Source organism: Paraburkholderia solitsugae, from assembly GCF_013177695.1.
Taxonomy (GTDB): Bacteria; Pseudomonadota; Gammaproteobacteria; order Burkholderiales; family Burkholderiaceae; genus Paraburkholderia; species Paraburkholderia solitsugae.
The window spans coordinates 22232-45061 of record NZ_WOEY01000064.1 but is presented as its reverse complement, the minus strand read 5'-3'; the positions used below and the strand labels follow the sequence as shown (position 1 = coordinate 45061).

Genomic DNA, 22830 nt, shown 5'->3' with positions numbered 1-22830 from the left:
GCCGGCGCTATTGCTCGTCGGGATCCACGCCCGTTAGCGCATCGCCGAGCAACCCGCTCGCCTCTTCGCCCGGTAAGGCCTCGACGTCACGCAACTTGCGGTTCATCACGCGGGTACGTGTTTCCGCGGCTTCGATCGAACGCGTGACGGTTTCAAGCTGTGCCTTGGTCTTTGCCAGCACGTCGCCGAATTTGCCGAACTCCGTTTTAACCGCGCCCAACACTTGCCACACCTCGCTCGATCGCTTCTCGATCGCCAGCGTGCGGAAACCCATCTGCAAACTATTGAGCAAGGCGGTGAGCGTGGTCGGGCCGGCAATTGTCACACGGTACTCGCGTTGCAGCAGGTCCGTCAGGCCAGGCCGACGCAGAACTTCCGCGTACAGGCCTTCGGTCGGCAAAAACAGCAGCGCGAAGTCGGTGGTATGCGGCGGCGACACGTACTTTTCCGCAATTGTGCGTGCTTCGGCGCGAATCCGCGCTTCGAGCGCGCGCGACGCCTCCTCCACCGCAACCGGATCGGCGCGTTCCTGAGCCTCGATCAGCCGCTCGTAGTCTTCGCGCGGAAACTTGGCGTCGATGGGCAACCAAACCGGCGTGGCCGGACCACCCGTCTCCGCACGGCCCGGCAGTTTGATCGCGAATTCGACGCGATCGGCGCTCTTCGGCACCGTCGCGACGTTCTTCGCGTATTGATCCGCAGTGAGCAGTTGTTCGAGCAACGCTTCGAGCTGCACTTCACCCCATGTGCCGCGCGTTTTGACGTTGGTGAGCACCTTCTTCAGATCGCCGACGCCCGCAGCCAGCGTCTGCATTTCGCCCAAACCGCGATGCACCTGCTCGAGCCGGTCGGACACCAGCTTGAACGATTCGCCCAGGCGCTGTTCGAGCGTGGCGTGCAATTTTTCGTCGACGGTGCGGCGCATCTCGTCCAGCTTGGTCGAGTTGTTCGCCTCGATGTCTTTCAAGCGCTGTTCGATGGTGGCACGCACTTCGGCGAAGCGGCGATCGTTCGCCTCGGTGAGTTGGCCCAGTTGCAAAGTCAGCGTTTCACCGAACTGCTTGAGCGTGCGCCCTTGCTCGTCGCGCGCCTGCTGCGCCTGCTGCTGCAGGCTGTGACGCACCGCGTCGAGTTGCTGCGCGAAGCCGTCGATCTTGCCGCCCTGCACCGTCGTCATACTGCTGAATTGCGATGCCAGCGTTTGCTGAAAGTGCGCGAACCCACTGCTCTGCTCGGTACGCGACACGCGCGCCGTTTCAGTGATGTCATTGCGCAGTTGCCGCTCGAGCCGCTCATAAGCATGCGACTGCGCATCGGCCGCTGCGTCGATCCGCTCGCTGAGTAGTTCGAACTGCTCGCTTTCGTCAGCGCGGCTATGCCCGCGCATCAGCAATGCCAACGCGATGACCAAGGCAACCGCCAGCACGGCAACGGCCGCCACCAGAATCATTGTCATGAACGCGCCTTGCCGATGACCTCGGGGTTGATCGGATTCGGCGGCCGGCCGGCGCGCGGGCCTTCACCCAGCGCCGCGATCAGATTGTCCGCGGCGAGGTTCGCCATGGCGCGGCGCGTGGCTTCAGTCGCACTGGCGATGTGCGGCGTCAGTACGACATTCGGCACGGTCAGCAGATCCGGATTCAGATTCGGCTCGCCTTCGTACACATCCAGCCCGGCTGCGGCGATCTGTTTCGTGCGCAGCGCCTCGACCAGCGCGGCATCGTCGACGATGCCGCCGCGCGCGATGTTGGTGAGCGTTGCGGTCGGTTTCATCTGCGCGAGTTCGGCCGCGCCGATCGTGTGATGGTTTTCCTTCGTGTACGGCAAGACGAGCACCACGTGATCCGCGCGTTGCAGCAGATCCTGTTTGGACACGTACTCCGCGTTCAACTCCGCCTCGATCTCCGGCGCGACGCGCGAACGGTTGTGATAGATCACCTGCATGTTGAAACCCTTGGCGCGACGCGCCAGCGCCTGCCCGATCCGGCCCATGCCGATCACGCCGAGCGTCGAGCCGTAGATGTCGCTGCCGAGAAAACCGTCGTAGGTCCACTTCTGCCATTTGCCCGCGCGCAGCCAGTGCTCCGATTCGGCGATGCGTCGTGCCGTGGCCATCATCAGCGCCCAGCCGAAGTCAGCGGTCGATTCGTTCAGCACGTCCGGCGTATTGGTGCCGAGCACGTTCGCCGCGTTGAACGCGGCCATGTCGAAGTTGTTGTAGCCCACTGCCATATTCGACACCACGCGCAGGCGCGGCGCCGCGGCGAGCACCGCCGCGCCGACCGGATCGCCCGCGGTCAACGCACCGTCTTTATCCGTGAGACGTCGCGTCAATTCTTCAGCGGACAACACGTCGCCCTGGTGCCAGTCGACGTCGAAATACTGTTTGAGCCGTTCGATCACGTCGGGAAAGATCGGACGGGCGACGAGGATCTTCTGCATTGCAATTCTCCGGATAGCGCGTCGAGTCCAACTACCTCGGCGTCAGGATATAAGCGCGAAACGTAGCGTCAGAAAAACAGAAAGCCGGTGACGAGAAACAGCGGCATCAACACCACAACCGACCAGCCGAGATACGCGAAAAAGCTCGGCATGCGAATGCCGCGCGACTCCGCGATCGCTTTCACCATGAAGTTCGGCGCGTTGCCGATATACGTGTTGGCGCCCATGAATACCGCGCCGGCGGAGATCGCCGCGAGCGTGGTAGCACCGGTGGTCATCAGCGTCTGTGCGTCGCCGCCGGCCAGGTTGAAGAACACCAGATAGGTCGGCGCATTGTCGAGAAACGACGATAGCAGGCCAGTCGCCCAGAAGTACATCAAGTCGTGTGGCGCGCCGGCCGGGTTGACCAGATGGACGATGCCGGCAAACGCACCCGTCTCGCCGGCACGCAGGATCGTGATGACCGGTGCGATCGTCACGAAGATGCCGGCAAACAGTTTCGCGACTTCTTCGATCGGCGCCCAGTTGAAGTCGTTGCCCGCGCGTGCCGCGCGCGGCGTCAACGCCAGCGAGAGCAAGGTGACGCCGATCAGCGCGACATCGCGCACGGCATTTTGCAACGCGACGTGCGTACCGAAAACGTCGAACACGACGTCGGACTTCCAGAGTCCACTCATCAAAACCAGCGCAATCACGGCAGCGAGCAGCGCGAAGTTGATCTTGCCGTCGACGCCTAGCGGCGGCGAATCCGGCGTCGGGTCGAGAAAGCGCGAGCGCTCTTCTTCACGCCGATGAAAATAGAACGAGTCCAATGCATAGAACGCGGCCAGCAGCACGACGCAGACAAACAGCATCGGCAACGCCAGATGCGTGGTGGTCCAGAAGAAACTTACACCTTGCAGGAAGCCGAGAAAGAGCGGCGGGTCGCCGAGCGGCGACAACGAGCCGCCCGCGTTTGCCACCAGAAAGATGAAGAACACCACCACATGAACGATGTGCTTACGGTTGTCGTTGGCGCGCAGCAATGGGCGGATCAGCAGCATCGCCGCGCCAGTCGTACCCATGATGCTGGCCAACAAGGTGCCGAGGGCAAGAATGGCGGTATTCAGCCGCGGCGTGCCATGCAGGTTGCCTCGCACACAGATGCCGCCCGCGACCGTATAAAGCGCCGTCAGCAACACGATGAACGGAATGTATTCTTCGAGCACCGCATGCACCAACGTTCCGAAAGCGACGCCCGCGCCGAAGGTAAGCGCAAACGGCACCAGGAATAGCAGCGCCCACGCTGTCGCGATCGTGCCGAAATGGTGATGCCAGAATGCCGGCGCGACCAACGGAAACACCGCGATCGACAACAACACGCCCGCAAACGGCAAGCCCCACAACGCCGACAACGTCGCGCCATCGAGCGTCGCCGCTGAAGCCAGTTGAGGCCATCCGGCCAGCGTCAGAGCAGCGGCGAGCACCATGCTCGACCACACGGCATGTCGTTTCATATTCTTGAAGTCCTTGTTAACGCGGTAACGCGGGTGCCGTTGCGCGGCGGGAGACCCGGCCGTTCACCGCGCTCAGGCGCCACGCACGACAATCACGTGCACCCGATAAGGCCCATGCGCGCCAAGCACGATAGTCTGTTCGATATCCCCGGTGCGCGACGGCCCGGAGACAAAATTGACCGCACGCGGAAGTTCGCCGCGTTCGCTGCGAATCAGGCCAAACACCTCTTCTTGTCCTGAGACGATGCGCGAAGCCGGCACGATCGCAATATGCGTTTCCGGCAGCAGGCCTGCGGAAGCGTAGGTCTCCGGCCCGGACAGCAGGACCAGCGTGCCGGTCTCCGCTGTCGCGCAGAAGCAGCCGGTGAGTCCGACCACGTCGCCGTCTTCAGGTTTGCGGAATTCGACGTTGAGGCCGGCTGCAGTCCATTGCAGATCTTGCAGGGTTTGCCATGCGATTGCCTGCAGCGGGAGAGCGTGTTCAGTAAGGTAGCGATGCGCGGCGGAAGGCACCTCGCTCAGTGTTTCGACCGTGTCGACTGTGGTCGCCATCTTCTGCGCTTCTTCGATAAAGCGCGTGGTCAAATCGGCCGGCATTTCCGGACGCGGGCCTTGAGGATGGCGCGCCAGATAATCCGTAACCGCCTCACGCTCGGACGCGGATGGCTCAGGCTCGCGCCCCTGCGCCGCGCGGATGCGCGCCAGGATGTTACGGCGGGCAATCGATGTGTCCATATGCAAAATCCTCGTGTCGACAGCCGTGCGATGTGACGAGGATTATACCGGCCACCCTGTGCGCGAACACCCTGGCCGAACGGCCTAAGGCAGCGTATTGGCCACGCGGCGAACACGATCTCAGCGAGATCCCAGCAAGATATCGGCGCGTGAGTCGCACACGCGGCGCGCAGACGCCGCGTTACTTCGCAGCGTCTTCCTCGGGCTGCGCGATGCCGAACACCTGACGCAGATACGCGAGATACGCTTTGTCTTCGCACATGTTCTTGCCCGGCGAATCCGACAGCTTCGCCACCGGCTGACCGTTGCAGCGAACCATCTTGATGACAATCTGCAACGGGTTGTAGCCCAGGTCGTTAGTCAGATTGGTTCCTACGCCGAATGCCAGCTTGCAGCGGCCGCGGAAGCGCTCGTACAGTTGCAGCACCTTCGGAATGTCGAGCGCGTCGGAGAATACGAGGATCTTGGTGCGCGGGTCGCAGCGGTTCGCCTCGTAGTGCTTGAGCAGGCGCTCGCCCCAGTCGAACGGATCGCCGGAATCGTGGCGCGCGCCGTCGAACAGCTTGCAGAAGTACATATCGAAGTCGCGCAGGAAGGCCTCCATGCCGTACACGTCCGACAGGGCAATGCCCAGGTCGCCGCGATATTCCTTGGCCCACATTTCGAAGCCGAAGATCTGCGAATCACGCAGCCGCGGACCGAGGGCCTGACACGCCTGCAGGTATTCATGCGCCATCGTGCCGAGCGGTGTGAGGTTGTGCTTCATCGCGTAGAAGACGTTGCTGGTGCCGGCAAATTGCTCGCCGAGGCCGTCTTTCAACGTGAGGATCACTTCTTCGTGCCATTGCTTCGAGAAGCGGCGGCGCGTGCCGTAGTCGGCGATCTTGCAGTCGGCGAATTCCGGACGCGCGCCCAGCAGCTTGATCTTGTCGACGAGACGGCCGCGCCCTTCGCTGTAGTCAGGCTTTTGCTGGGTGTTGCGGAAGTAGACCTCGTTGACGATCGCGAGCATCGGGATCTCGAACAGGATCGTGTGCAGCCACGGCCCCTTGATCTCGATGTCGATTTCGCCATTGCCCTTCGGCGACGGTTCGATCGAAATGTATTTCTCGTTCAGATGGAACAGCGCGAGAAATTCGATGAAGTCGCCCTTGATGAAGCGCATGCGCCGCAGGTAGTCGAGTTCGTCGTCGGTGAAGCGCAGGTCGCAGAGCTTGCGCACTTCATCGCGGATCTCGCCGATATACGGCACGAGGTCGACATTTGGCGTGCGGCAGCGAAAGCGATACTCGACATTCGCCGCGGGAAAGTGATGCAACACCACTTGCATCATCGTGAACTTGTACAGATCGGTGTCGAGCAGCGAAGTAATAATCATGATGGTGCGAACTGGACTGCAAAAAAAACGGGAGGCTTGGCTCGACCAAACGCGTCAACCCATGCGCGTGCGGCACGCCCCGTGCGCACCGACCTGACGCATGTTACCCGAATGCGCCCGGATTCAGCGCGCCGGCGGGTTACCGCGCCGGACGCCATAAACTAATCACGAAAACGTATAAAAGCCGTTGACCGATGCCGTATGCGCCTCTTGACGTTACGTTACAATAGCGCTTTTGGCGTATTCGCCTTCTCTGATTCCGCATGCAGGAGCTGCCTGAATGACTCACGTTGTGACCGAAAGCTGCATCAAGTGCCGCTATACCGACTGCGTCGATGTGTGCCCGGTGGACTGCTTTCGCGAAGGTCCCAACTTCCTCGCGATCGACCCCGATGAATGCATCGACTGCGCCGTGTGCGTGGCCGAGTGCCCGGTGAATGCCATTTATGCCGAAGAAGACGTGCCTGGCGACCAGCAGCACTTCACCGAGCTGAATGCCGAGCTGGCGAAGAACTGGCCGAGCATCACCAAGACCAAGGCGCCGCTGCCGGAAGCCGACGAGTTCAAGGACGTGAAGGAAAAGCTGGCCCTGCTCGCCCGTTAAGCGGCTCGGCCTGTCCCCCGCTGTTGCATTCGAACCAAATCGAGATGATCGCAGGGTATTGACAGGCGCTTAAGCTGCTTCTACAATTTCGCTTCTCTGCTGTTTGTTGTTCTGTTCCTCGATAGCTCAGTCGGTAGAGCGCCGGACTGTTAATCCGTAGGTCCCTGGTTCGAGCCCAGGTCGAGGAGCCAAGAATTGCAAAAGCCCGTTAACCAATACGGGCTTTTTTATGTAGATCAAGTTGTACTGCTGTTCCTCGATAGCTCAGTCGGTAGAGCGCCGGACTGTTAATCCGTAGGTCCCTGGTTCGAGCCCAGGTCGAGGAGCCAAAAAATTTAGAAGGCCCGCATTCGTGCGGGCCTTTTTGTTTTGGCCGGGCGTTTTGGCCAAGCGTTTTGGCGGGGCCTGCTTCAATGCCGGATCAGGTAGCCCAGTGAGGGCGACAGTTTATTCCGGCTGCAAAGTAGCGCATAGCCTCGAGCATTTGCACCGACCCCATGAGGGACACACCGTTATACGATGCTGTTTTATCGGCGCAACGCCCTCGCGCGCTCAAACCAAACGCTCATTCCCGGCCATCTCATGAAATCGACCTTGTTGCGCATCGCGCTTGCAGTCACTACCGCCCTGCTGCTGTCTCCGGCGCACAGCGAAGAAGTCGGCAGCGTCAACACCAACTTCCGCATCACGGGCTCTGACCGCGTGGTCGTCGAAGCGTATGACGATCCGCTGGTCCAGGGTGTGACCTGCTACGTATCGCGGGCACGCACGGGCGGCGTCAAAGGCACGCTCGGCATCGCCGAAGATCCAACGGAAGCGTCGATCGCCTGCCGTCAGGTCGGCGCGATTCGCTTCACCGGGCCCGTGAAACAGCAGGCTGACGTGTTCTCCGTGAGTATGTCGCTGATCTTCAAATCGCTGCATGTCGTACGGGTGGTCGACGCGAAGCGCAACACGCTGGTGTACATGACCTACAGCGACCGCATCGTCAGCGGCAGCGCGAAAAACAGTGTGAGCGCCGTGCCGATCCCTGCCGGTACGACGATCCCGGTCAAGTAATCGCCGCCCTACGGCAAAACTCACGATGCAAAGGCATGCACGCGTGAGTAAGAGCAGCGGCCGCAGCCACGTCGCGCTAAACTGACCGGTCCTGCCGGATCACCGGACCGCCGGACCGCCGGATCGCCGGATCGCCAGACTTTCGCCATGACCGCCCATCGCTTCCAGGACTCCGCCCGCTACTGGCGCACGCCGCTTCTGCCCGGCGCGGACCTGCTCACGGCCGAATATCACGACCACGAGTTCACGCCGCACTGGCACGATGCCTACACGATTCCGGTGATCGTCGCGGGCGCCGAGGGCTATCGGTATCGCGGCTCGGACTATGTCGCCGAGGCGGGCAGCGTGCCGATCATCAATCCCGGCGAACTGCACACGGGTTCGAAGGCTGTCGAGGCAGGCTGGCGGTATCGCGTGATGTATGCGCCGGTGGATTTCATTCACGATCTCGCCAATGAAGTCGCCGGCAAGCCGCAAGCCTTGCCGTGGTTCGCACCGGGCGTGATCCGCGATCCCGATCTGGCGCAGCGGCTGGCGCGCGCGCACCGTCTGCTGGAGGCCGGCGACGATCCGCTCGCCGCCGAGGCCGCGATGCTCGACGCGCTGTCTACCTTGCTGGTCCGCTACTCGCAAACGCAGCCGGAACCGCTGCGCTTCGCCGCTGACGACGCTCGCGTCGCGACCATGCAGGAACGCCTGACCGGCGACCTTGCCGAAGCTGTCACGCTGGCCGAAGTCGCCCGGGCCGCGGGACTGTCGCCCTTTCATGCCGCACGCCTTTTCAACCAGGCAACCGGTCTGCCGCCGCACGCATGGCGCAACCAGGTACGCCTGCAACGCTCGCTTGCACCGTTGCGCGCAGGTGTCTCCGTGACGGAAGTCGCCGCAGCTAGCGGTTTCACGGACCAAAGTCATTTCACGCGCCATTTCCGGCGCATGTTCGGCGTGCCGCCGGGACGCTGGCAAGGCAGCTGACGTAGGACTCACGGGACGCCATAAGCGGCCACGCCGGCAGCCCGCGCAGCCGCGACCATGCCCCCCCGGGCCGGCCTTTTGCAGGGCCCCCCGTAACCCCCCCCGCCATATCCCCCCGCCCCGCCTCGCGCATTGCATCAGCTCGGTCAACCAGCAGCCCTCCGCAGCATCTGCGCACCACCGCAAGAACGTACAAGCCCCGCCCACCATCACTCGCTATGCTTCCCGAATCAAGGAGGCAAGATTGACCCATTCCAACCCCGGCCAGCCCTCAAGCACAGGCCATTTAAAAGAATTCACCGCCGGCGCGCGCGACATCATCCCGATGATGGTCGGCGCAGCGCCCTTCGGCGTGATTTTCGGCACCCTGGTCGCGTCCGGCCCGCTGCATCTATGGCACGGGCAGTTGATGTCACTCGTCGTGTTCGCCGGCTCCGCGCAATTCATCGCGCTGGGCCTGATCGCCGGCCACGCGAGTTTTGCGGTGATCTGGGCGACCACGCTCGTTGTCAACCTGCGTCACGTGCTGTATAGCGCGACGCTCGCGCCGCATGTCGCGCATCTCCCGGCACGCTGGCGCTGGGCGCTCGGCGCGCTGCTCACCGACGAGGTCTTCGCAGTCGCCTGGGAACATTACCGGCATCGGGAACCCGGCACGGTCGGCCCGCACTACTTCTTTGGCGCGGGTCTGGCGATGTACCTGAACTGGCAGCTCTGGACCGTTGCCGGCCTGCTGTTTGGCGCGGCCTTTCCGGGCCTGCAGTCGCTCGGGCTCGATTTCGCGATGGTCGCCACGTTCATTGCGATCGTCGTGCCGCAGCTCGTCGCTGTTCGCTATATCGCGGCGGCCGCTACCGCTGGCACGCTGGCCTTCTTCTGGCAGGCGTGGCCGTACAAGCTCGGCCTGCTCGGCGCCGTGTTCGCGGGCGTGGCAATCGGTGTCTTGCTGTCGGCGCCGCGATTTGGGCGAGGCGCGCGGGGAAATCACGAATCCTCGCGAGCAGCTTCGCGCGAGACATCACAGGGCCCCCGCCGGGAAGCTCCGCGGAAAACCTCGAAGGAAACCATAGGGGCGTCGCGATGAACTACGTCGTTCTGATCCTCGGCATGGCGGCCATCACGTGGGTGATCCGCGGCGCCGTCTTCGTGCTCGGCGACCGGCTGGTGTTTCCGCCGCTCGTGCGCACCGCGCTCGGCTTCGTGCCCGTTACCGTGCTGACGGCGATCATCGTCCCGATGGCGGTCTCACCGCACGGCACCGGCGCCGAATTGACCTGGCGCAATCCGCAACTGGTCGGGGCGCTGGCCGCCATCGTCGTCAGCGCGCTGACGCGGCGGCCACTCCTGACCATCGCGGTCGGCCTGACGGTCTTTTTTGTCTGGCAAGGCATCGTGCTTAAATAAGCGCGGTTCAACACGCGGTTCGAGGCCGACATCGCGCGCAAACGTTGCCCACGCTGCCATGGGGACCCAGCGCGGCTAGTTTGGCGCGGTTGGCGCCCGCCGCGCACCGCCCTCGCGGGCGACACATCCCTCTAAAGCCGCCGGCCATCCACCGCGCGCCCTTAAGTTTTCCCTGAATCCGCCGATAAGAAGTCGAGGTCCGCTCGTCGGGATACGTCCCGCTGGTTACGCGGCAACAGGCAGGAATCAACCGCGCCGGCATTGGCGTCGCGTCTCACGGGGTCCGTGCGCGAACTGCCGACATGACGATACAGCGCGGCAGGACCAAACGGGATAACACATGGGTCAAATCACCCTCACACTCAAAGACGAGACCATTGCGACGCTGCGCAAGGATTTCGACGCTTTTCTGCGGGTTTCGCTGAAACTCGATCCGCAGTTCGCGACGCCGTCGTTTGAGGACTTTTTGCGTGCCAAGCTGCTCGACAATATGGTGCCGCTGACAGAGCACGCCGTTCAGCGGATGTTGCAAGGTGGCCAGTACGCGTGGGCGAAACGCACGCTGGACAAGGAATTCCCAGACGTCGTGGCGATTCTGATGCGGCAAGCGGGGGAGTTCGGTTTCGGCTTTGCGGCCCGCTCGGAATGGACGCCCGAGGAGCTCGCCAAGCAATGCCGCGACTGGGCGGCGGCCATCGTTAAGGAAGCGGAAGGCGACGCGGCGCTGATCGATCCACTCGCGGCGCAGATCAAGAGCGAGGCGCAGGACATCCAGGCGCTCGAGGAAATCATGCAGACTCCCGCCTGGCGGCTGGTGGAATCGCTGCGCCAGCGTGTCTACGAAGCCAAAGTAGCGTGCGAAACCGGCGAGGGCAGCACCGCGCGCGAAAAGCTCGGCGAACTGCGTGGCCTGTTGCGCCTGGGGATTTCGCACGGTTCGTTCCAGAAGCAGGAAGCGCAGCAGATCATGGAATACCTGCGCTTGCTGAAGCCGGAGATTTTCGTCGACGAACCGTACGACGTGTTCTCACGCCTCGCCGCCTGGCTGCGCAATTTCTTTGTGCCGCCGCGTCCGCTGCCGCAACAACAGCAACAACGCCAGCAACGGCAGTCGCGCTGAATACAGCCGACAGCGACTCGCTGCAACTGAAGGCGGCCGCAAAGGTTGCCGGGACATCGGACCAGGGGGCCGCAGCATGACGGCCTCGATCGCGCCCGAACCCGGCATCACCGCTTCAATCCCACATCTTCCTGAGCCTGGCCCCAATCTCAATCTTCGCCTGCGCCGCCCCGGCCAACCCTGCCGCTGTGGGCGCGCTCGGCACCGGTACGCACGGCCAGGCGTAGGCGTCGAACAAGGGCATCAGATGCGCCGGAATGAACCGCGTGCGCGACGCCCACACGTGACGGTCGCCCATATGGGTCTGGTTGTGCACGTAAAAGCGCTGCGGCACGACGATATGCAGGTCCTCCTTCGCGCGCGTCATCGCCACGTATAACAGGCGCCGTTCCTCGTCGATCTCCTCCTCGCTGCCCGTGCCGAGATCGGACGGAATGCAACCGTCGACGCCGTTCAGCACGAACACGTTGCGCCACTCCTGCCCTTTCGCCGAATGGATCGTGGACAGGATCAGGTAATCCTCGTCGATCAGGGGCACGCCGGATTCGTCGCTGGTGGCGTCCGGCGGATCGAGCGTCAGCTCGGTCAGGAAGCGTTCGCGCGATGCATAGGTGCCCGCGATGCTTTCCATCTGCAGCAGGTCTGCGTGACGGATCGTCGCGTCCTCATGATTGCGTTCAAGATGCGGCTCGTACCAGCGCCGCACCATTTCGAACTCGGCAGGCCACGGTGTCTGGCGGCCGTACACGCTCGACATCAGCTTGACGAACGGATGCCAGTCTTCCTGCGCGCGAGCGGGCGGTGTAAAGGCGGCCAGTGCGCCGCCGACGCTATGGACGATATCGGCCGGATTGCCGGTGCCCGCCCGAGCCACGACCTCATCCAGCACCTTCGCGGCGGTGGCGGGACCGACGCCCGGCAGCAATTGCACGACGCGAAAACCCGCGACTCGGTCGCGTGGATTCTCCGCCCAGCGCAGCACGGCGAGCACATCCTTGACATGCACCGAGTCGAGAAACTTCAGGCCGCCGAACTTCACGAACGGAATGTTGCGCCGGGTCAGTTCGATCTCGAGTGCGGCACTGTGATGGGCGGCGCGAAACAGCACCGCCTGCGACTTCAGCTTCATGCCCTGCTCGCGCGCTTCGAGCACCTGCTCGACGATGTAGCGCGCCTGATCCGCTTCGTCGGCGACCGTCACCAACCGCGGGCGCTGCGCCGAGGCCTTGTCGGTCCACAGATTCTTCGTGTAGCGCTCGCTCGCGAGCTCGATCACCGCATTCGACGCCGCCAGAATCGGTCCGGTCGAGCGGTAATTACGCTCGAGCGTGATCTGTTTGGCGGGTGGGTTGAAGTGCGCCGGGAAGTCGAGAATGTTGCGCACGGTCGCGCCGCGAAATGAATAGATCGACTGGGCGTCGTCGCCGACCACGGTCAGGCCGCGGCCGTCGGGCTTCAGCGCGAGCAGGATCGACGCCTGCAGGCGGTTGGTGTCCTGGTACTCGTCGACCAGAACGTGATCGAAGCGCGCCGACAGATCGGCCGCGATCGCAGGCTCAGCGGCCATATGCGACCAGTAGAGCAGCAGGTCGTCGTAGTCGAGCACGCTCTGCTTCTGCTTGGCGTCGACGTACGCCGCGAACAACATGCGCAGATCGGCTTCCCATTCGCGGCACCAGGGAAACGCGCTGTTGAGCACCTCGGTGAGGGACGCTCCGGTATTCACCACGCGCGAGTAGATCGCGAAGCAGGTGCCCTTGGCCGGAAAACGCCGTTCTTTCGCCGACAAGCCTAGCTCGTGGCGCACGAGATTCATCAGGTCGGCGGAATCCTCACGGTCGTTGATCGTGAAGGCGGGCGCGAGGCCGATCAGGTCCGCGTATTCGCGCAAAAGCCGCGCGCCGACACTGTGGAAAGTGCCCGACCACGTCAGCCCTTGCGCCAACGCGGCACGCGTGCCGAGTGCCGCTCCGGCGATGCGCGTAACGCGGCGGGTCATTTCGAGCGCAGCGCGGCGTGAGAAGGTCAGCAGCAGGATACGGCGCGGGTCGGCGCCCTTCACCACCAGATTGGCGACGCGATGCGCCAGCGTGTTGGTCTTGCCGGAGCCCGCCCCCGCGATCACCAGCAGCGCGCCCGGTGGCGCGTTGGGACTGTCGGCGCCGTATTCGACGGCCTCGCGTTGCGCGTCGTTGAGCTTGGCCAGCCAGGCGGCGCTGTCGGTACCGGAATAGGACGATGGCGGAGATTCAGCGACGGAGAGCACGGTGGATTCGGACCTGGGGTGGCGTTGACGCGACGACGCATACTGTATATCCATATGGGCTATCCATTTAGCTCCACTTGCGCCATGATCGAGTGGTGAGCGAACTCAAGCATACCCCGACTGCCGGTGAAGATTTCCCTCGAACATGGAGCCAGTTTCTGGACTGGTTTGCAACCGAGGATGACTGTCTTCGCTATCTCGAACGGTTGCGCTGGCGTGACGGGTTTGTGTGCCCGTCCTGTGCAAGCACGGACGCCCCCTATCGTGCCAGCCGCGCCCGGCTAATGTGCCAATCCTGCCGTCATCAGGGCACGGTCACGGCGGGCACAATCTTCGAGAAGACGCGCACACCCTTAAAGGTCTGGCTGGCGGCGGCCTGGTATATAACCAGCCAGAAACATGGCGTCAGCGCTTTGGGATTGCAGCGGGTATTGGGGCTGGGCAGTTATCAAACGGCATGGACCATGCTGCACCGCTTTCGTCGGGCGATGGTCAGGCCGGGGCGCGAGCGGCTGGCCGGCATGGTTGAGGTTGATGAGGTCTATCTGGCCATTCACGACCGGCGAGTCGCCCAGTCAAGTGCCGGGCGCAAGAGCCACACGACCAAGGCTCTCATTGCGGTGGCCGTGGAAATCCTGGAACCCAAAGGTTTCGGACGTATCCGTTTGCAACCCATTGCCGACGATACCTCCGCATGCGTTTTGCCCTTCGTGCGGGAGGTTGTGGAACCCGGCTCGTTACTTCACACCGATGGCTCCTCCATCTATCATGGCCTGACCGAAGAGGGTTATCAGCATAAGCGGATCGTCATGAGTGGCGCTGACAGCCCCGCACATATCTCGATGCCGGGCGTGCACCGCGTGTCGGCACTGCTTAAGCGCTGGCTGCTTGGCACCCACCACGGTGCCGTGAAGCCACTCCAACTCGACCATTATCTCGACGAGTTTGTGTTTCGCTTCAACCGCCGGACCTCGCGTTCCCGCGGCCAGCTCTTTTACCGCCTGCTTGAGCAGGCCGTAGTGGCCGAACCCGTCACGTATCGCCAGATCGCGCAACGTCCGCCAAAGGTCAAAGCTTCACCATAATGTGAAATTGTGGAGCTAAATGGATAGCCCTTATATCCATACAACTATTGGAGACAAGCGCCCCTTTTTTCCGTGCCGCGCAAAAAAATGGCCCGGAGCGCATAGTCGCTCCGGGCCATTTCCCCGCGGCGCGGCGGCCAGGATTGCCGCCGCGCCCGCGTGCTTCAGGACTCAGGCTTAGCGCTTGACGTCAGCGCCGTTGTCCTGATCGGCCGCCTGGCCTTGCATGTCCATCTTCATTTCATTGTTAGCAGCCTGCTTGTCAGCCTTCTGGTTGATCTTGGCGTTGTGCACCTGGTCCTTGTACTGCGACTTGGCAGCCTTTTGCTGCTGCTTCAACTCCGCCTTGGACACCTTCTTCGACGCCTTGTATTCGGCATTAGCCTGGGCGTTGGCGTCGCGCTTCTGGACCAGCGGATCGGTCGAGCCCGATGCCGTCAGATGCGCCGGTGCCGGCGTCACCGGCTGCACGCCCTGTGCTGCGGGCGCGACTTCGGCGCCTTGGGTCTGAACCTGTGCCTGGCCGCTCATACCGGCTGCCGGTTGAGCGGTCTGCGCAAAAGCAGCGGTGGCGGCAAAAGCGGTCAGGGCGGTACCGATCAGGAGCGTACGAATCTGGGTCATGGCTAAATCCTCTCTAAAATTGTTGTGACGCGGGCGTCATATCCGGCGCGGCACATTGATGTGTGCTTCGTGCGCACCTCGCCCGGTCCATTCACTGTCGCAAAAATCCAGCAGGCTTTCCTACAGACCCGCACTTTACGAGTGGAGTTCGTAACTTACGACCAGTGTTACGGAACGTTTCATTTTCTGACAATTACATAACATCTTCTTGCAATCGCCTAAGCGTGGCCCGTCAACACGGGATTTCCATTCAGGACAAGCTTCTGGCTTATGATGCGAACCCTTTGCTTCAAGGTGCAAACGCCATGCCCAACCTCGATTTCACACTGACCGGCGATTACGTCGAACTGCACAATCTCCTGAAGATAACGGGGCTAGCGGACAGCGGCGGGTCGGCCAAAATGATGGTCGCCGACGGTGCGGTGACCGTCGACGGCCAGGTCGAAACGCGTAAAACCTGCAAAATCCGCGCGGGCCAGGTCGTGCTGCTCGGTGATACGCGGATCGCCGTGCACGAGGCTTGAGGCGCTGCCTCGCCGGACTCGGGACACACTTAAACTCGCAGTCAAAGACGCCAAGCCGGAGACGGACAGCCGTGAACGCCGAACTGAAGACCGGCAGCCAACGGCTCGTCATCAGAAACGTTGAGTCCGAAAACTCGGGGGACCGCGCGCACCAAAATCGTGCTTCCTCCATCGACATTGCAGCGCCTAAGCAATAAGCTGTCGGTTTCGACAGACAAACAATCGGCTGACAGCCGCCCTACGCTTTTGGCGAGCCTCCGTATTTCGCCACCGGCAGCGCGCCAGCCGCGCGAGTCGCCACGTTGGTGCCCACCGCCACGCTGTCGCCCCTTCCGCTTCCAAGCGCTCCATGACTCAATCCGGCTTCACCCGGGTGGCCGCCCGGCCGCCGACCCTGACCCGCCACGCCGCTGACACCGCCCGGCTCGCCGCGCCGCTCGGCATCGCGCAACTGTCGCAAATGGCGATGGGCGTCACCGACACGATCCTGCTCGGCTCGCTCGGCCCGGACGCGCTCGCCGCCGGCGGCCTCGGCGCCAACCTGTTCTTCGTCGTGGTCACGCTGCTTCAAGGCGTGCTCACCTCCGTCAGCGTGAGCGTGTCGCATGCGCGCGGCGCGCAGGACGAAGGCCGGGTGCCGCATATCTACTGGACCGGCTTGGTGTTGTCGGTGCTGCTCTCGGTGCCGGCGTTCTTCCTGCTGTCGTTCGCCACCCCGGTCCTGCTGGCTTTCGGTGAACCCGCGCTGCTTGCGCACAACGTCGGTGAATACGCGGCAGTGCTGCGCTGGGGCTCGCTCGGCAGTCTGATCGGCGTGGGCCTGATGCGCTCATTCCTGCCGGCCATCGGCGCGGCCAAGCGGCTCCTGTGGGTGTCGCTCGTCAGCGTGTTCGTCAACGGCTTTCTCAACTACGGGCTGATTCACGGCGCCTACGGACTGCCTCGTCTTGGTTTTCTCGGTTCGGCGGCGGCCACCTCGATCACCGTCTGGCTGAGCGCGCTTGTCCTGATGGCCTTGTTGCATCTGCGGCCACGCTATAAACATTTCGTCGTCGCGACGCGGCCGAACGTACCGTTGATGGGCGAGTTGTTCGGCATCGGCTGGCCGGTCGCGATCACCTACGGCGTCGAATCGACGCTGTTCCTCGCCACCGGCCTGATGGTCGGCCTGCTCGGCGAATCGCAACTGGCCGCGCATCAAATCGCGTTGAACGTCGCCTCGGTGGCCTTCATGGTGCCGCTCGCAATCGGCCAGGCAGCCAATGTGCGGGTCGGCTACTGGTCCGGCGCCGGCCAGCCGCTCGCCGCGCGCCACGCAGGTTTCGTCGCGCTCGCGCTCGGCGTCGGCTTCATGACGCTGTCGGGCATCGTGCTGATCGCCGCGCCGCACTGGATCGTGGGCCTGTATCTGCATCTCGACGATCCGGTCAACGCCGCCACGGTCAAGTTGGCGAGTTCGCTGCTCGGCGTGGCTGCGATCTTCCAGATCGTCGACGGCATGCAGACGGTCGGCTCGGGCTGCCTGCGCGGTCTGAAGGACACGCGGGTACCGATGATCGCCGCGACGTTCGGGTACTGGGTCATCGGCTTTCCGACCGGGTACGTACTGGCGTTTCACTTCGGGCTGGGCGCGCGCGGTTTATGGTGGGGACTCGCGGCCGGCCTCGCGAGCGTCGCGCTGCTGATGACGCTGCGCTTTCACAAGCTGAGCTTGCGGCGCGTGCCGGTCACGCCCGGCGCGCCGCCTGCCCCGTCAGCCTGAGGTCAGCCTGAGGTCGGCATGAACCAGGCAAAGCACAGATAGTTGCACACACAACCAACGTTTGCCGGCAAACGTGCTGCGAACGGTAAAATGCGCGCGTTTGCAACGTCACGCTCACCCGCGTGAGCCCACTCGCGCGCCTCACGAAGGCCGCGCCGCCCGCCGTCAGGGCCTGCCGCTCCTCGCGAGCGGCGCCCCCGAGCATGCCCCCTCGACTGACGGCATGCCGCTCGACCGACCCCCATATCTCGCTATAAAACATAACCAAGGACCACCCGTCATGCTTGCCCGCGTCACCCGTTTATTTCCGCTCTGGGCCGTGCTCGTTTCGATTGCCGCGTACTTCTCGCCCGCCTCGTTTGCCGGTATTGCGCCGCACGTCACCGCGCTCCTGACGATCATCATGCTGGCAATGGGTGTCACGCTATCGGTGGCCGATTTCCAGCGCGTCTTCACGCGACCCGCGCCGGTGATTGCCGGCATCGTGCTGCATTACCTCGTGATGCCGCTCGCCGCATGGGCAATCGCCAAGGCACTGCGCATGCCGCCGGATCTGACTGCCGGCATGGTGCTGGTGGGCAGCGTGGCAAGCGGCACGGCATCGAACGTCATGATCTATCTGGCGCGCGGCGACGTAGCGTTGTCGGTGACGATCAGCGCATTGTCGACGCTGGTCGGCGTGTTCGCGACGCCGCTGCTCACGCGTCTTTATGTGGACGCGTCGATTGTCGTCGACGTGCACGGCATGCTGATGAGCATCCTGCAGATCGTCGCGCTGCCGATCGTGGTCGGCCTCGTCGTCAACCAGTTGTTCAACAAGGCCGTGCGCAAGGTCGAGCCGATTCTGCCGCTGATCTCGATGGTCGCGATTGTGCTGATCATCGGCGCGGTGGTGGGTGGCACGCAAAAGAGCATCGCGTCGGTGGGCCTCGTGGTGATGCTGGGTGTGGTGCTGCACAACGGCATTGGTTTGCTCGGCGGCTACTGGGGCGGCCGTCTGCTCGGCTTCGACGAAGCCGTCTGCCGCACGCTGGCTATCGAAGTGGGCATGCAGAACTCGGGACTCGCGGCGACGCTCGGCAAGCTGTATTTCACGCCGATCGCGGCGTTGCCGGGTGCGTTGTTTTCGGTGTGGCATAACCTGTCCGGCTCGCTGCTCGCGGGTTATTGGGCAGGACGTCCCGCGAAAGGGTCTACGCATCCGGATGGCGAACGCGTGTTGAACGCCGAACGCGGGTAATCACCACCAGGCGATTATCAAGCGACCATCAAGCGCCGCCGGCCCAAGCCTTTTTGCTTTGACTAGCGGCATCTGTCTGCACGCCTGAGGCGTGCAGACACCAGGCTCAGCACAGGCCAACAACCCACGCCACAATCTCTCGTCCAGGTCAGACGGAGGAACGAAAGCTCACCGGCCAGATTCCCCTTAGAATGCATTTCTCGACAGCGTAAGCAAGCCACACGCGCTACCGCCATGAGAAGCCTGCCAACAAGGGAGAAACAGCGTGTCGTGCCACCTGAATCAAAGTCAGACCGCACTGCACCGCCTGTGCACGTTCAGCACTCCGCGCAGCACGTCCCCCGCCCCGAAGGAAGTCCCCCTTGGGGATTGGGGGACGGCTCGAAGGAAGTCCCCCTGGGGGAGAACGAGACACTTCTTCCTGCTGTGCTGCGCAACGGCACTTTTGACTGCTTGCGCGACCAGGCCGCCCGCCACGGCATTCGACCGTCAGGTCACCCACGCACTGCCCGCCACTGAAACAACGCCACTTCACACGGCCCTTGCACCGCTCGAAACCGCGCATCCAAACGAGTCTGGCTTCCGGGTACTGTCGAGCGGCACCGACGCCTTGCAAATGCGCATCGCACTCGCGCGCGCAGCGACGAAAACCCTCGACATGCAGTACTACATTGCCAACGAGGACACCACCGGCAAACTGCTGCTCGGCGCCGCGCTCTACGCGGCCGACCACGGTGTGAGAGTACGCATGCTGGTCGACGATCTGAACTTCAAGGACATCGACCGTACGATGGCGGGTCTGAACTCGCACGACAAGATCGAGATCCGCGTCTTCAATCCGTTCGGGAGCGCGCAGGAAGGCATGTTCGAACGCACCACGAACGTGTTCACGCAGATCGGCCATTTCACGCGCCGCATGCACAACAAGTCGATGATCGCGGACAACCAGTTGGCCATTGTCGGCGGCCGCAATCTCGGCGACGAATATTTCAGCGCCAGCGAAACGCTGCAATTCCGCGACCTCGACGTGCTGGCCGCCGGCCCGATCACCGCCGACGTCTCGGCCAGTTTCGACGACTACTGGAACAGCAGCATCGCCTATCCACTGCGGGTGTTGAACAAACAGAAGTTCGACGAAAAGGAACTCGACCAGACGCGCGACGATTTGCGCCAGCACTGGCGCACCTATGCCGATCCATACAACGCGAAACCGCTGAACGCCACACCGCTCGCCTCGCAGATCGCCCAGGATCAACTCGGCTTGACGTGGGCGCCGGCCGAATTCGAGGCGGACCTGCCGGAGAAAATCGCCAATCCGTCGCCGGACTACGTCAGCCCGCCGATGCAGCGATTGGCTGAGCTGATGCGCGACGCGCAGAAAGATTTTCTGATCATTTCGCCCTACTTCGTCCCGCACGAGTCCGGCGTCAAGGCAGCGGGCAAACTGACCCATCGAGGCGTGCGCATTGCCGTGCTGACCAACTCGCTCGCCGCGACCGACGCGGTGGCCGTGCAAGCCGGCTATAGCCCCTTTCGTGTGCCGCTACTGCAACAGGGCGTGGAATTGTATGAATTCAAACCGCAGCAAAAGGCGCCGCGCGCCGGTCTCACCGGCTCTCGCTCGCGAGTCAGCCTGCACGCCAAAACCTATGTCATCGACCGCAAGATTCTGGTGATCGGCTCGATGAATCTCGATCCGCGCTCGGCCAACCTGAACACCGAGCAGACGCTGGTCATCCATAGCCCGGCACTCGCCGAACAGGTCGCGCAGATCTTCGAACGTGCCATCGCGCCCGAAGCAAGCTACCGCGTCACGCTCGCCGATCCGGCGCAACTCGCCTATCTGCGTTCGATCGGCGCACCCCTCTCGCCGCTCGTCTGGACCGACGTCGAGGACGGCACGCGCCGCACCTATATTTTCGATCCGCAAGCGGGTTTTTACCGGAATGCGCTAACGGGTCTATTCTCCCTATTGCCTGTCAACTCACAACTTTGAGAAGCGGAGCTGAACCATGACCGAAGACGTACGAATGGAACGCGACACGTTCGGTGAGATCGCCGTGCCGAACGCTCGTTTATGGGGCGCGCAGACTCAGCGCTCGCTGCAGAATTTCCGCATTTCGTCCGAGAAACAATCGCCCGAGCTGATCACCGCGCTGGCCGTCATCAAGCGCGCCGCCGCCGAGGTCAACGAGGGTCTGGGTGTGCTCGACGGGAACAAGGCGAAGGCGATCATGCAAGCGGCCGACGAGATCATCGCCGGCAAGCACCCCGGGGAATTTCCGCTCGCGGTCTGGCAAACCGGCTCCGGCACGCAGACCAATATGAACCTCAACGAGGTGATCGCGAATCGCGCGAGCGAGCTGCTCGGCGGCGAGCGCGGCGAAGCGCGCAAGGTGCATCCGAACGACGACGTGAATCGCGGGCAGTCGTCGAACGACGTGTTTCCGACCGCCATGCACGTCGCTGCCGCCGATGCGATCGTCAAGCATCTGCTGCCCGCGCTGAAGACGCTGCGCGATACGCTCGACGGCAAGGCGAAAGCCTTCACCGACATCGTCAAGATCGGCCGCACGCACTTGCAGGACGCCACGCCGCTGACGCTCGGCCAGGAGTTTTCAGGCTACGTCGCGCAACTTGATCAAAGCATCCGTCACGTGGAATCGGCACTGCCGCATCTGTACGAACTCGCGCAGGGTGGCACGGCGGTCGGCACCGGTTTGAATGCGCATCCGCAATTCGCCGACAAGGTGGCGGCGGCGATCGGCAAACTGACCGGCTTGCCGTTCGTCTCCGCGCCCAACAAATTCGAAGTGATGGCAGCAGCCGATGCGCTGGTGTTCGCGCACGGCGCGTTGAAGACGGTGGCGGCGGGCCTGAACAAGATCGCCAACGACATCCGCTGGCTCGCGAGCGGCCCGCGTTGCGGCCTGGGCGAACTGTCGATTCCGGAGAACGAACCCGGCAGCTCGATCATGCCGGGCAAGGTCAATCCGACCCAGTCCGAAGCCTTGACGATGCTGTGCGCCCAGGTGTTCGGCAACGACGTCGCGGTGAATATCGGCGGCGCGAGCGGCAACTTCGAGTTGAACGTGTTCCGGCCGATGATCGCGCACAACGTGCTGCAATCGATCCGGTTGCTCGCCGACGGCGCGCACAGCTTCAACGACAACTGTGCGGTGGGTATCGAGCCGAATCGCGAGCGCATCGATACGTTGCTCAACGAATCGCTGATGCTGGTGACGGCGCTCAATCCGCACATCGGCTACGACAAGGCCGCGCAGATTGCAAAGAAAGCGCACAAGGAAGGCACGACGCTGAAGGCGTCAGCGCTCGCGCTCGGCTATGTCACCGAACAGCAGTTCGACGAATGGGTGCGGCCGAACGAAATGGTCGGGCATTCGGCCGGGTGATCGATGATGGGATCGGCCGGAGGTTGGCCGGGGGTTGGCCAGTTCTGCAGATTGCCTGACGTGAAATGAAAAAGCAGGCCGCGCGGACGCAATGATCGCGCGGCCTGTTCATGGCACTTGCGAGCGACGGCGACACGTACCCGCAAAGCGTGCCAATGCCGCCTCGCGCGGCGCTAAAGCAGACGCCGCTTAAACCTTTCCCTGCGCCACTTCTTCCGGCTTCAGCTCGACGATCGCGTCGAGCGCGTCTTTCACGTCCATCGCGTACTTGGCGAGGCGCTTCTGCTCATCCGTTTCCGGCACGAACGCCGGCACCGGCACCGGGTGGCCGTTCTCGTTGACGGCGACCATCACCACCAGGCAGTCCGTGGTTTGCAGCAGCTCGCCGCCCTTCGGATCGCCCGCCTGCACCGACACGTGGATGTGCATACTGGTACGGCCTGTCGCCACAACCCGCGCGCGCAGTTCGACCAGATTGCCGACGAGGATCGGCCGGCGGAAGCGGATATTGCCCACGCTGACCGTCACGCAATAGCGCCCCGACCACACCGCCGAGCACGCGTACGCCGTCTCGTCGATCCACTTCATCAACGCGCCGCCATGCACCTTGCCGCCGAAGTTGACCGAGATAGGCTCAGCGAGAAAACGGAAGGTGGTTTCGGAACGGTCCAGCGGTGCTAAGGCAGGGGTGCTCATCTTGACT

Annotated in this window: 19 protein-coding genes, 2 tRNA genes and 1 pseudogene; 14 read left to right on the top strand and 8 right to left on the bottom strand. The window is 63.0% G+C overall.

The genetic code is table 11. The features are described from left to right. Positions 1-7: 7 nt before the first annotated feature. The 5 genes from GNZ12_RS15665 to pncB form a co-directional block, all read right to left on the bottom strand. Entirely contained in the window at positions 8-1456 is a 1449-nt protein-coding gene (locus GNZ12_RS15665) for a DNA recombination protein RmuC (RefSeq protein WP_172311248.1), read from the bottom strand. After that, positions 1453-2442 carry a 2-hydroxyacid dehydrogenase gene (locus tag GNZ12_RS15660; RefSeq protein WP_172311246.1) on the bottom strand — a complete coding sequence of 330 codons (990 nt, stop codon included), beginning with the start codon at positions 2440-2442 and terminating at the stop codon, positions 1453-1455. The genes GNZ12_RS15665 and GNZ12_RS15660 overlap by 4 nt, the downstream gene beginning before the upstream one ends. 68 nt (positions 2443-2510) lie before the next feature. Continuing rightward, on the bottom strand, positions 2511-3938 hold the full coding sequence (locus tag GNZ12_RS15655; RefSeq protein WP_172311244.1) for a sodium:proton antiporter: 1428 nt from the start codon (positions 3936-3938) through the stop codon (positions 2511-2513). Between the two features lie 72 nt (positions 3939-4010). Then, positions 4011-4673, bottom strand: coding sequence for a LutC/YkgG family protein (locus GNZ12_RS15650; protein WP_172311242.1), 663 nt, complete (start codon positions 4671-4673; stop codon positions 4011-4013). Positions 4674-4854: 181 nt separating this feature from the next. Then, the gene (gene pncB / locus GNZ12_RS15645) at positions 4855-6051 is read right to left on the bottom strand and encodes a nicotinate phosphoribosyltransferase (protein WP_172311240.1); all 1197 of its coding nucleotides are present in this window, start codon (positions 6049-6051) and stop codon (positions 4855-4857) included. A 280-nt stretch (positions 6052-6331) separates the two neighbouring features. Here pncB and fdxA point away from each other — a divergent pair, with 280 nt between their 5' ends. The 8 genes and pseudogenes from fdxA to GNZ12_RS15605 all read left to right on the top strand — a co-directional run bounded on the left by fdxA (position 6332) and on the right by GNZ12_RS15605 (position 11213). Beyond that, positions 6332-6655 (top strand): ferredoxin FdxA, encoded by a 324-nt coding sequence (gene fdxA, locus GNZ12_RS15640; RefSeq protein WP_074282621.1) that lies wholly within the window; start codon positions 6332-6334, stop codon positions 6653-6655. Between the two features lie 115 nt (positions 6656-6770). After that, positions 6771-6846: transfer RNA gene (locus GNZ12_RS15635), tRNA-Asn, on the top strand. A gap of 62 nt (positions 6847-6908) precedes the next feature. Then, positions 6909-6984: transfer RNA gene (locus GNZ12_RS15630), tRNA-Asn, on the top strand. Positions 6985-7237: 253 nt separating this feature from the next. Further along, positions 7238-7714 carry a CreA family protein gene (locus GNZ12_RS15625; protein WP_172311238.1) on the top strand — a complete coding sequence of 159 codons (477 nt, stop codon included), beginning with the start codon at positions 7238-7240 and terminating at the stop codon, positions 7712-7714. Positions 7715-7861: 147 nt separating this feature from the next. After that, the gene (locus GNZ12_RS15620; RefSeq protein ID WP_172311236.1) at positions 7862-8689 is read left to right on the top strand and encodes a helix-turn-helix transcriptional regulator; all 828 of its coding nucleotides are present in this window, start codon (positions 7862-7864) and stop codon (positions 8687-8689) included. Between the two features lie 244 nt (positions 8690-8933). Further along, a pseudogene (locus GNZ12_RS15615) lies at positions 8934-9689 on the top strand (AzlC family ABC transporter permease); the annotation flags it as partial. An 80-nt stretch (positions 9690-9769) separates the two neighbouring features. Further along, positions 9770-10093, top strand: a complete 324-nt coding sequence (locus tag GNZ12_RS15610; protein WP_172311234.1) for an AzlD domain-containing protein — start codon at positions 9770-9772, stop codon at positions 10091-10093. A gap of 340 nt (positions 10094-10433) precedes the next feature. Further along, a complete protein-coding gene (locus tag GNZ12_RS15605) occupies positions 10434-11213 on the top strand; it encodes a DUF4088 family protein (protein ID WP_074282617.1) in 780 nt (259 codons plus the stop codon). Positions 11214-11328: 115 nt separating this feature from the next. Here GNZ12_RS15605 and GNZ12_RS15600 read toward each other — a convergent pair whose 3' ends face one another. Next, the gene (locus GNZ12_RS15600) at positions 11329-13533 is read right to left on the bottom strand and encodes an ATP-dependent helicase (RefSeq protein WP_172311232.1); all 2205 of its coding nucleotides are present in this window, start codon (positions 13531-13533) and stop codon (positions 11329-11331) included. Between the two features lie 41 nt (positions 13534-13574). Here GNZ12_RS15600 and GNZ12_RS15595 point away from each other — a divergent pair, with 41 nt between their 5' ends. Beyond that, positions 13575-14564, top strand: coding sequence for an IS1595 family transposase (locus GNZ12_RS15595; RefSeq protein WP_172311230.1), 990 nt, complete (start codon positions 13575-13577; stop codon positions 14562-14564). A 177-nt stretch (positions 14565-14741) separates the two neighbouring features. Here the strand turns inward: GNZ12_RS15595 and GNZ12_RS15590 are convergent, their stop codons facing one another. Then, positions 14742-15188: a hypothetical protein gene (locus GNZ12_RS15590; protein ID WP_172311228.1), complete on the bottom strand. Its 447-nt coding sequence runs from the start codon at positions 15186-15188 to the stop codon at positions 14742-14744. A gap of 305 nt (positions 15189-15493) precedes the next feature. Between GNZ12_RS15590 and GNZ12_RS15585 the strand changes: the two genes are divergently transcribed. From GNZ12_RS15585 to fumC, 5 genes are all read left to right on the top strand, one after another. Beyond that, on the top strand, positions 15494-15712 hold the full coding sequence (locus GNZ12_RS15585; protein WP_172311306.1) for an RNA-binding S4 domain-containing protein: 219 nt from the start codon (positions 15494-15496) through the stop codon (positions 15710-15712). Positions 15713-16061: 349 nt separating this feature from the next. Next, on the top strand, positions 16062-17474 hold the full coding sequence (locus tag GNZ12_RS15580; protein ID WP_172311226.1) for an MATE family efflux transporter: 1413 nt from the start codon (positions 16062-16064) through the stop codon (positions 17472-17474). Positions 17475-17754: 280 nt separating this feature from the next. Continuing rightward, entirely contained in the window at positions 17755-18714 is a 960-nt protein-coding gene (gene panS, locus GNZ12_RS15575) for a ketopantoate/pantoate/pantothenate transporter PanS (RefSeq protein WP_172311224.1), read from the top strand. A 421-nt stretch (positions 18715-19135) separates the two neighbouring features. Further along, positions 19136-20710: a phospholipase D family protein gene (locus GNZ12_RS15570; protein WP_172311304.1), complete on the top strand. Its 1575-nt coding sequence runs from the start codon at positions 19136-19138 to the stop codon at positions 20708-20710. Positions 20711-20726: 16 nt separating this feature from the next. After that, entirely contained in the window at positions 20727-22127 is a 1401-nt protein-coding gene (gene fumC / locus GNZ12_RS15565) for a class II fumarate hydratase (RefSeq protein WP_172311222.1), read from the top strand. A 189-nt stretch (positions 22128-22316) separates the two neighbouring features. Here fumC and GNZ12_RS15560 read toward each other — a convergent pair whose 3' ends face one another. Continuing rightward, a complete protein-coding gene (locus GNZ12_RS15560) occupies positions 22317-22823 on the bottom strand; it encodes an acyl-CoA thioesterase (protein WP_172311220.1) in 507 nt (168 codons plus the stop codon). Positions 22824-22830 lie beyond the last annotated feature (7 nt).